General features: G+C 66.4%; 4 protein-coding genes and 1 pseudogene. 1 reads left to right on the top strand and 4 read right to left on the bottom strand.

All coding sequences use genetic code 11. The features are described 5' to 3' along the window. Window positions 1–12: 12 nt before the first annotated feature. Both A5745_RS16815 and A5745_RS16810 read right to left on the bottom strand, forming a co-directional pair. Window positions 13–705 (bottom strand): annotated as a pseudogene (locus A5745_RS16815) (PPE family protein); the annotation flags it as partial. A gap of 408 nt (window positions 706–1,113) precedes the next feature. Next, entirely contained in the window at window positions 1,114–1,308 is a 195-nt protein-coding gene (locus tag A5745_RS16810) for a ferredoxin (RefSeq protein ID WP_076059952.1), read from the bottom strand. Window positions 1,309–1,472: 164 nt separating this feature from the next. On the opposite strand from A5745_RS16810, the gene A5745_RS16805 reads away from it, so the two are divergent. Further along, window positions 1,473–2,648 (top strand): cytochrome P450, encoded by a 1,176-nt coding sequence (locus A5745_RS16805; protein WP_076117493.1) that lies wholly within the window; start codon window positions 1,473–1,475, stop codon window positions 2,646–2,648. A 1-nt stretch (window position 2,649) separates the two neighbouring features. On the opposite strand, the gene eccCa is transcribed toward A5745_RS16805, so the two are convergent. Together eccCa and eccB are read right to left on the bottom strand one after the other, a co-directional pair. Next, complete coding sequence (gene eccCa / locus A5745_RS16800; protein WP_076117459.1) at window positions 2,650–6,819, bottom strand: type VII secretion protein EccCa; 4,170 nt, start codon at window positions 6,817–6,819, stop codon at window positions 2,650–2,652. After that, complete coding sequence (eccB, locus tag A5745_RS16795) at window positions 6,816–8,333, bottom strand: type VII secretion protein EccB (protein ID WP_076059948.1); 1,518 nt, start codon at window positions 8,331–8,333, stop codon at window positions 6,816–6,818. The genes eccCa and eccB overlap by 4 nt, the downstream gene beginning before the upstream one ends. Window positions 8,334–8,509: the final 176 nt, after the last annotated feature.

Below are 8,509 nucleotides of genomic sequence, written 5' to 3'. Positions count from 1 at the left end.
TGGCTATGGGTCGGTGGTTTCGGAGTTGACCAGCGCCCCGTGGGTGGGTCCGGCCTCGAGGTCGATGCTGGCCGCGGCCAGTTGCGGGGTGACCGCGGCGACGTTTTGGGCGGAGTTGCCCGCCGGGGTGGCCTGGGCCTGAGCGACTGCCAGGGCTTGTTCGGCGGGGGCCTCAGGCGTGGTGGTATTGGGCGGGGTGTCAAACGGCTCGAGCGCGGAGGCCAGCGCCGCGGAGGCCGAATAGGCATACATGGTGGCGGCGTCTTGGGCCCACATCTCCATGTACTGGGCTTCGGTGGCCATGATGGCCGGGGTGTTTTGGCCAAAGAAGTTGGTCGCGATCAGCGTCATCAACAACACCCGGTTGGCCGCGATCACCGGCGGGGGCACCGTGCCCACAAACGCGGTCTCGTAGGCTCCCGCGGCCGCGCGGGCCTGGTTGGCGGTCTGCTCGACTTGCCCGGCCACCGTCGAGAGCCAGGCCACATAGGGACTGACCGCGGCCAGCATCGACCTCGAGGCCGGACCCACCCACGGGGCGCTGGTCAACTCCGAAACCACCGACCCATAGCCACTGGCCGCGGTGGCCAACTCCGCGGCCAACTCATCCCATGCAGCAGCCGCCGCCAACATCGGCCCCGACCCCGGACCCGCATACATCAGACCGGAATTGATTTCGGGCGGTAACGCCGCGAAGTCCAACACCGTGTCCTCCTCAGTTGGCTGTGATCGCGCTTGCGATCGCAGCCGTCAGACAATCTGTGGGCAGGGTGGCGATTTGGTCGACGGGCGTTGTCGCCAATTGCCACCTCAGGGACCGCGCTGACCCTAGGCGAGCCACTGACGGGGGTCTTTCGACTCGGCAAACCGAACGGCCGGGTGTCCGGCCAGGAAGAACATGCGCATTCCGCCTAGTTCACCCCCACTGTCAGCAACCGAGCGACAGCTCACTTTTGCCCGAACTGCCGCTCGCACAAGACATTAGCCGGTGATGGCAGGCGCGCTCGACCAACTGCGCGACGTTTTGATTACCCGCCAGCCACTATTCATTCCAGGCCAGCTTCTGTTCATTTGCGACAACCGGGTGTTCACCCGCAGTTTGCTTTTCGGCCGTCAATCCTCGTCGAGGATCAGCGCCATTTCCGGACACGAAGCCACACCGTCGCGAGTCAACTGCGCATCCCCGGGCGCTACCTCGTGCTCCTCGAGGATCGAATAGCCCGACTCATCGATGGGGAACAGGTCTGGGTCGACGGCGTAGCACTGCGCGTGGCCCACGCATTTCGACTTTTCGAGACGAACCCTCACGGCTTCCTCCCCCGACGGCACGACGTGTGCAGCGGATCGGACTTGACAAATCGGCGGGTAGATCAGGCGGTCGCTAGAGTCTAGAAGATTGCTTGCCGGTATTGGCCGGCCGCATCGGTGACTCGGAAACCAAAACCGGAAAAGACAAGCGGAGATCGGAGCGCATGAGCACCCTTGGCGATTGGCAGCCAGGCACGTTCTACCTACCGCGCCTCGACTATCACACGTTGCCGATGGCCGAAGACCGCGGGGTCGGATGGAAGACGCTGCGCGACGCCGGGCCCGTGGTGTTCATGAATGGCTACTACTACCTGACGCGACGCGAGGATGTGCTTGCAGCGCTGCGCAATCCCAAGGTCTTTTCGTCAACGATCCTGCAACCGCCCTCGGATCCGTTGCCGGTGCTCCCGCTGGCGTTCGACCCGCCGCAGCACACCCGCTACCGCAAAATCCTGCAGCCGTATTTCAGCCCGGCCGCGCTCAGCAAGTCTCAGCCGGTGCTGCAGCGGCACGCGGCCGAGATGATCGGGGAGCTCGCCGGCCGGGGCGAGTGCGAGGTCATGGCGGATTTCGCCAGGCTCTACCCGTTTCAGGCCTTCCTCGACCTCTACGGCCTGCCGCTGGAGGACCGTGACCGACTTATCGCATGGAAAGACGCCATCATCGGCGACAAGGAAAACGTCACCATCGCCGAGATCCAGGCAGGAGAGCTGGAGCTGCTCGAGTATCTCAGCGCGGCGGTCCAACAGCGCCGCGAGGAGCCGGGCCCGGACATGCTGTCGCGGGTGATGACCGGACCGGGCGATTTCACCGATCTCGAGCTGCTGGGCATGAGCCACCTGTTGATCCTGGCGGGTTTGGACACGGTGACGGCGATCATCGGCTTTTCTCTGTTCGAGCTGGCGCGCAGGCCGCAGTTGCGCGCCGAGCTTCGCGGCAATCCCAAGCAAATAAGGGTTTTCATCGAAGAGATCATTCGACTGCAGCCGCCGGCGCCGGTGGCGCCCAGGATCGTCACCGAGTTCGTCGACGTCGGCGGCATGACGCTGCCGCCGGGCTCTCAGGTCCGGTTGTGCATGGCCGCGGTCAACCGCGACGGCAGCGACGCCTGGTCCACCGATGACCTGGTCATGGACGGAAAAGTGCACCGTCACTGGGGATTTGGCGGTGGACCGCACCGCTGCCTGGGTTCCCATCTGGCACGGATCGAGCTGACGGTGATCGTCGGCGAATGGCTTCGGCAGATCCCCGACTTCGAGGTGCCGACGGACTACGCCCCGGAAATCAAGTTCCCGTCAAAGTCCTTCGCGCTCAAGTCATTACCCCTGCGCTGGGACTGACCTACTTACGCAGTTCGGTCGCCGCCACCTGAACGAACACGCCGGTGTCCTCCGCCATCAGCAGGCCTCGGCCCCGGGGCAGCGGGCCACCCTTCATCTTGCCGCGGATGAAGCCCTCGTCGGGGTCGGCATCCATCACCAGCAATGGTGCGTTCGCCTGGTGCAGTGCCCGCAGGATCGGGTCGCTGCCGGCCGACGACCAGCCGCCGAACGTCCGCGTCACGAGGACGTGCAAGCCGACGTCGGCCGCCCTGGTCACCCAGGGCGCGGCCTGATGCAGCGGCGAGTCGAAGCCCGGGGGAAGCTGCTGGATGTCATCGACGATCAGGAAGATCTCCGGCCCGCTCCACCATGACCGCGACAACAACTCTTCCGCGGACAGCCCTGGGGGCGGTTGGCGACTGGCCAGCACCGCGGAGAGCTCACCCATCATGGCCTGCACGCCGTCGAGGTTGTAGGCAAATTTCTCGACGTACTCGGAGCCCAGCACGGTCAGCAGCTGACGGCGTGGGTCGACCAGCCACACCTGGGCCGACGGCCGGTCCGGCGGAGGTGTCGGGGCGCTGGTGGCGCCCGGCGCGTACAAACGGCCGATCTCGGACATGATGGTGGCCAGCGTCGTGGTTCGACCACATTCGCGACGGCCCGTCACCATCAGGTGGGCATTCTCGGCGAAATTCAGATAGACCGGCGCCAGGTCCAATTCCGATATGGCCCAGGCGATTCCGCCCGCACCCACGCCTTGGCGGGTATCCCGGGCGGCCAGCTCGCGCACCTGCTCCACGCCGAACCGGGCGGGCAGCCGGCGGACCGGCGTCGCCTGGCCGCTCGCGACGCGGCTGACGGCGTCGACGATGCTGTCGGACTCGAAGACGTTGCTGGCCGTGTTGGCCAGCGCGGGCCGCGCCACCAACGTGTGCAGACCCGCCTGCGGGTCGCTGTCGAGTCGGACGTAGTTGACCGCGACCATGCCGCGCCCCGGCTTGACCGGAACGTCCTTGGCGAACCGCGACCGCACCAGCTTGGCGTCTTCCACCGCGGCCAGTCGCAACTCGACCCGGGAACCGAAACCGCTCCGGACCGGCGGGCGCAGCTCCGATTCCCGATCGGCGGTGACCACCACATGGACCCCGAAAGAGGGCCCCTGGTTGATGATCATGTTCACCTGCTCGATCAGCACCTCGTTTTCCTCGGCCAGGGCCCGGTAGTTGTCGATCACGAGGTAGACGTCGCCGAACCCGTCGTTGGGCACCGGGCCGGCCTCGCCACCGAACTTGCGCCTCCGGAACACCTCCATCGACGCAATCCCGTATTCGAGGAAGCTGCGCTTGCGCTCCCGCACCAGCGCCAGCAGTTCGGCCACCGTTCGGCGGACACCGTAGGGATCCGTTGGGCCGGCCACCTCACCGACGTGGGGCAGCCGGGCGACGGTCGTCAGCGCGGTGCTGCTGTAGGCCAGGCAGTAAAACTGAACCTGCTCCGGGGTGTGGGTCAGCGCGGCCGAGCAGATCAGTGTCTGCAATGCGGTGGTCTTGCCCGAGCCGCCGGCGCCCAGAATCAGCACGTTGGCGCCCGGCCCGGAGGTGTCGACCGTCCACGGTGGCTGGTCATGCTTGAACGGGCGGTCGATGATCCCGATCGGGAACACCAGATCCCTGGCGGTGCCGTAGTCGTGTTGCCACTGGCGGCCAAGGAAGCGGTTGACCAACTCGTCGATGGCGACGGGCTGGGTCAGCGGCGGTTGCCACAACCGGTACGGCTCGAAATCGATCTTGCGGAGCTGATCGATGATCACCGTGCCGACCTTCGGTGTCCTGATCCCCTCTTCGTCGTCCTCGCTCTCGAGGGACTCGACCTCGAGCGCCTCGCCATTCGACTCGGCGGCCACCGTGTCGACGTCCGGCCCGCCGACGCTCACCTCGAGCGGGGTGAACGAGTTCGTAAACAATTGCGGGCGTACGTAATCGATGCTGTGGACCAGCTGCGGCGTCTCGTCGCCGTCGAGGTCGATCCCGCGCGGGTAGTAGTCCCTCCACAGGAACTCGGCCTGGAACCGGATGATGTCCTCGAGGCTCTTACGGAAGTAACCGAGACCCGCTTGGGCCGGGAGGTTCACCGCATTGGGCACACCGGCCGCCTGCGCCGCACCCGCGGTGCGGGCCTTCAGCACCAAGCGATATCCCATGTTCTCCATGAGCTTTTCGGCCCGGCTCTCGATGGTCTGCGACGCCATCATCAGGTGGATCCAATACGCGCGGCCCTGCCGGCCGATCGAGTCGAGGACGTCGACGGCGGTCGGCATGATGCGGAACCACTCGTAGAACTCGTCGATGACGACCACGAGCATCGGCAACGGCGGCATGTCCTGGCCGCGGGCGCGCATCCTGGACCGCACGCTGTTGTACTCCTTGGCGTCGTCGACGCCGGCGTTGTCGCACACCGCCTTGCGGCGGGCGATCTCGCCCCACAGCGCGTCCAGGAAGCGCTCCATCAGCGCCTGGTCTTCTTCGAGGTCGGTGATGATCCGCGAGACGTGCGGCACCCCCGCGAAGGGCTTGACCGCGGACCCACCCTTGAGGTCGGCCAGAACGAACTGCAGCTCCTCGGGCGGGTGGCTGAGCATCAGCGACTCGATCACGGTTCGCACCAGCGTCGACTTACCCGAACCTGTTGTCCCGGACATGACGCCGTGCGGCCCGTCGCCGCCCTCGTCGAGCGACTTCATGTCCAAGAACAGCAGCTCGCCGTTGTCGGAGCGGTTGCCGAACGGCGCGCGCAACCTCGACCGGCCCATGGTGTCGGTGCGGCTACCCCACAGCGCGTCGAAGTCGATGTCGGCCGGGTCGTCAATTCCGTAGTAGGACAAGATGTCCCGGGCGCCGATGTGGGCCACCCGCTGGCCGATCTCCTCGTACGCCTCGGCGATGCGCCAGCGCGCCAGCTTTTGCGCGAATTCCTCGGCCTCCGCGGCGCTGAGCTGGTCGGTCAGTGCGAAGAACCAGGGCTTCTCGTCGATCACCATCCAGGTGTCGCGGTCGCGGGGCAGCGCCTCGATCACGCCCTTCTCGTCGAATCGCAGCGTGCGCTCGGGCACGGATGACCACATCGACGACCCGGTCAGGTCAAAGAACGTCACACCGTCGACACCCTCGGCACTGATCACGTACTCCCACTGGGGATCAACGGCGTCCGCGATGATGACCGTGTGGGGCGTGGGGGTCTGCGCCGACGAACTTGCGTGCCGGGGCGTGAACGAGCCACGGCCGGCGAACAATTCGGCTTGCTCGGCGGCGAACTCACGCACCGACGCGTACACCATCCGCGCATTGCCCGCCGCGTCCTGGCGCCGCGGGTCGCCGAAGTGCGGCAGCCACTTGACCCAGTCCCACTCCTCCAGGTCGGAAGTCACCACGACCATCTGCACGTGGTCGGGGCCGTGTGAGAACGCCAGCTGGCACACAATCGCCCGCATCAGCGCCAGTACCTGCTCGCGGTCGCCGACCAGGGAGTACCACGGCTCGACCAGCAGGGAAATCATCTTGGGCAGGTTGTAGACGACGCTTTGATAGCGCCCGAACTCCTGTAGCGCCTTACCGGTCACCGGCTCCAGCTCGATGTCGGTCGGCATGTTCTGGGGTTCACCCCACGTCACCTCGGGACGCGTCATGCCCACGCCGACTCGGACGACACCGAAGTTGAGGTCCTTGCCGTCGGGCTTGCGTTCCCACATCCGCGGCGACCCCACCGCGGCCGCCAGCGTGTCGGGTGCGGGGTGGAACCACCGGTAGTTGGCGTCCATGCTGTCGGCCGACTCGTGGGCGGTGTCGCGCAGCATGTCCAGCATCAACATGAACTGGGCGCGCATCGAGTCCAGCTTCGGCCGGCTCATCTGCTGCTGGCCGCCGAACCGGCCACCGAACATCATCATCGCGACACCACCGATCATGAAGATCGGGAAAATCGCTCCGGCGCCGCCGAATACGCGCGAGCCGCTGGCGAAGACCATCGCCACCATGCCGATCAGCAGGCCGACGACGAGAACGCCCACCACGATCAGCCACGTCGGTTTGCCCTCCGGTGGAGGAACGCTCAATGGCGTTGGTAGGACGATGTTTTCCGGCTTGATTACCGGAGGCTTTTCCGGTGTGGGCCGGGCAAAACCACGTTTCACTTCGGTACCGCCAACTCTGCAGGGGACATATCCATCGGAAGGGTGTCGTGCTGGACCAACGCATCCGCTCGCGACAGCGTCGGTCCCTGCGGCAGCAGGCGCAGCGCCACCCACGGGGCCTGACTCGGCTTCGTTTGCAACCCCAACGCCTCGCGGACATCACGGGTGTCGTCCACTCCGAACCGGGCGCCCGCATCGGTGAGCCACCACAGGGATTCGGTCGTCTTGGCGCCGGGGTCGTTACCGGTGACGGCCACGAAGTTCGCGAAGTTGGGTCCGAAGTAGACCTGGTCGGCCTCGCGACCGCTCGTGTCGGCCTTCACCAGCGACACCACCCGGTTGGTGTTGCCCTGGGCGACCGGAATGGTCGGCCCGGAGATGACCTGAACGCGAGCCCGGTTCTCTCCGGACGTCTTCTCCCACCACCAGCAGGTCGCCGGGTTCTCCCGGATGTCCATCACGTTCAACGGGTTGTCCGGATAGGACGAGAGGTCCAGCTTGTTGACGACCGGCATTTTGGCCAGGGCCGCGGGTTCGACGGTCACGGGCTTGGCGTTGGCCGGGCCGCCGGCATTCTGCAGAATCTGGGCCACCAACGGTGGCAGCGTCTGGACGCCGTCGGCCAGCACCAGCGAATACTGTTGCGGCCCACTAATTTGCGGGGTGACCAGCACGGTTCCCACCGGGCCGGGAGCTCCCGGGAACGTCGCCGCCGCGCCCGCGTTCTGGATTTCGGGCACGGTCAGTTCGGGCCCCACCGGCAACGCGTCGAACAGGGCGCGGCTCATCGGCTTCGCCATGCTGACTTGCTCGGGCGTCATTCCGAGCGGCAGCAGCACCGCCCGGTTCGCGCCGTCAACACGCGACCGGCGCCCGTCCCGGATGACCCATGCGTCGCCGCCGTAGCTCAGCACCACCGCGTCCGATCCGTTCAGCACCCGGCGGTGGCCGCCGAGGTCCGGGGTGCCGTCGATCACCGTCACGGTCACCCCCGACGGCGACCCGGCTCCGGTCGAGGCGATGGTGTCGCAGACCAGCCATGACGACGAGGAGGGGCTGGTGGGCCCGAAGGTGGACGGCGCACCGGGGATGCCGACCATCGGGCCGCGCGGAAGCTTGGCGATCTGGCTTGAGCGAACCAGGTGCGGGTTGTCCGGGCGCCCCGTGATCAGGCGCGCCGACGCCAGATTCAGCGCCGGATACAACTTGTCACCGACGCGGACGTACAGCGCGCCCGAGTCGCGGTCCGCGATGATCGGCGACTCGTTGATCTGGCCCGACGGGCTGATGAACGACCACAGCAACGCTCCCAGGCAGATCACGAGCGCCGCGGAAATGGACGCGACGACGGCCAGGTTCTGCCGGCGCCCCGGCTCGATCTCCATCCGGACCCGCCAACGGGTCAGCGCCATTGCCGTCCGCCGGGCCAGGAACTGGTAGCCGGTTACCTGGGTCCGGGTCGACAACCCGAGGCCGTATCCCGACCCACGCTGTCCGCGACTTTCCTCCGCCACGTTATTTTCACCATCCGGTCTGCTAGAACGCCTGGACCTCGTCCGGCGCGCGAACTACCCGATAACCGTAAGGCACCCGCAAACACATCGCCATGTGGCGCGGTTCGCGTTCGCTTTTACGTATTGCTATATCCCTGAACCCAGCCCCGCTGACCCCCCGGCCGGATTTCTTGGTG

This window comes from Mycobacterium sp. IS-2888 (genome assembly GCF_001954215.1).
Classification (GTDB): Bacteria; Actinomycetota; Actinomycetes; order Mycobacteriales; family Mycobacteriaceae; genus Mycobacterium.
The sequence above is the reverse complement of the archived record's forward strand: the minus strand, read 5'-3'. Positions and strand labels throughout refer to the sequence as shown.

Excerpts from the sequence above, each read along its gene's own strand:
- A5745_RS16805 (WP_076117493.1), top strand. The coding sequence starts at position 1,473 with ATGAGCACCCTTGGCGATTGGCAGCCAGGCACGTTCTACCTACCGCGC.